The 739-nt window shown below is 55.3% G+C and carries 2 protein-coding genes; both read right to left on the bottom strand.

Annotated elements, in window-relative coordinates:
• The coding region (locus tag VZ95_RS23410; RefSeq protein WP_156995428.1) for a Rho termination factor N-terminal domain-containing protein at positions 1–113 on the bottom strand (113 nt) is incomplete at its 3' end.
• Between the two features lie 177 nt (positions 114–290).
• Positions 291–731 carry a protoporphyrinogen oxidase HemJ gene (hemJ, locus tag VZ95_RS19275; protein ID WP_045777305.1) on the bottom strand — a complete coding sequence of 147 codons (441 nt, stop codon included), beginning with the start codon at positions 729–731 and terminating at the stop codon, positions 291–293.
• Between the last annotated feature and the right edge of the window lie 8 nt (positions 732–739).

The raw sequence follows: 739 nt of genomic DNA, 5'->3' as shown, positions 1-739 counted from the left end.
ATAGCGAACATCATATCCTGCTTACGCAGAGTGCTCGCGTTTTCGATTTGTAATTCTTCAGCGTAGGCCAGCAATTCCGCCGGCGTCTTGCGCTTTAATTCTTCGAGATGCATCAGAAATCCATTGTCGGCCTGGGGCGGACGCTCGGGCGGCGCAAAGCCAGACCGAAAATCCCTAAAACCCTGTCAGCGCGGAACCATCGAAAGACGCCCAGAGGACCCGGCGTCCGATAACAGCTATTCCAATAGCGGTTGTTCCTTCGATACCCCAAGCCCGGCCCGCCTGTCAAACTAGAACGGGCGGACGACGACCATAATGACGATGAGAATCATCAAAACCGTGGGGATTTCGTTCATCTGCCGGTAGAAGCGCGGACTGCGGGTGTTGCGGTCCGCAGCGAAATCCTTGCGCCAACGCGACAAAGCCCCGTGGAAGGCCCCCATCAGCAACACGAAGGTCAGCTTCGCATGCAACCAGCCCTGCGACCAATCGACAATGCCGGGGGTGAGCAGCAAGAGAGTCCCGAATATAAACGTCGCAATCATCGCCGGATTGATAATGAAGCGCAGTAGCTTGTATTCCATCACCTTGAAGGTTTCGGACTGAACCGACCCCTTCGGCGCGTCGCAATGGTAAACATACAGGCGCGGCAGGTAGAACATCCCCGCCATCCACGCAATAACGCTGATGATATGGAGCGATTTCGTCCAGGGATAGAAGCTCGTCAGCATATCCAGCA

Source organism: Elstera litoralis (assembly GCF_000963705.1).
Classification (GTDB): domain Bacteria; phylum Pseudomonadota; class Alphaproteobacteria; order Elsterales; family Elsteraceae; genus Elstera; species Elstera litoralis.
This window is presented reverse-complemented; position numbering and strand designations above follow the sequence as displayed.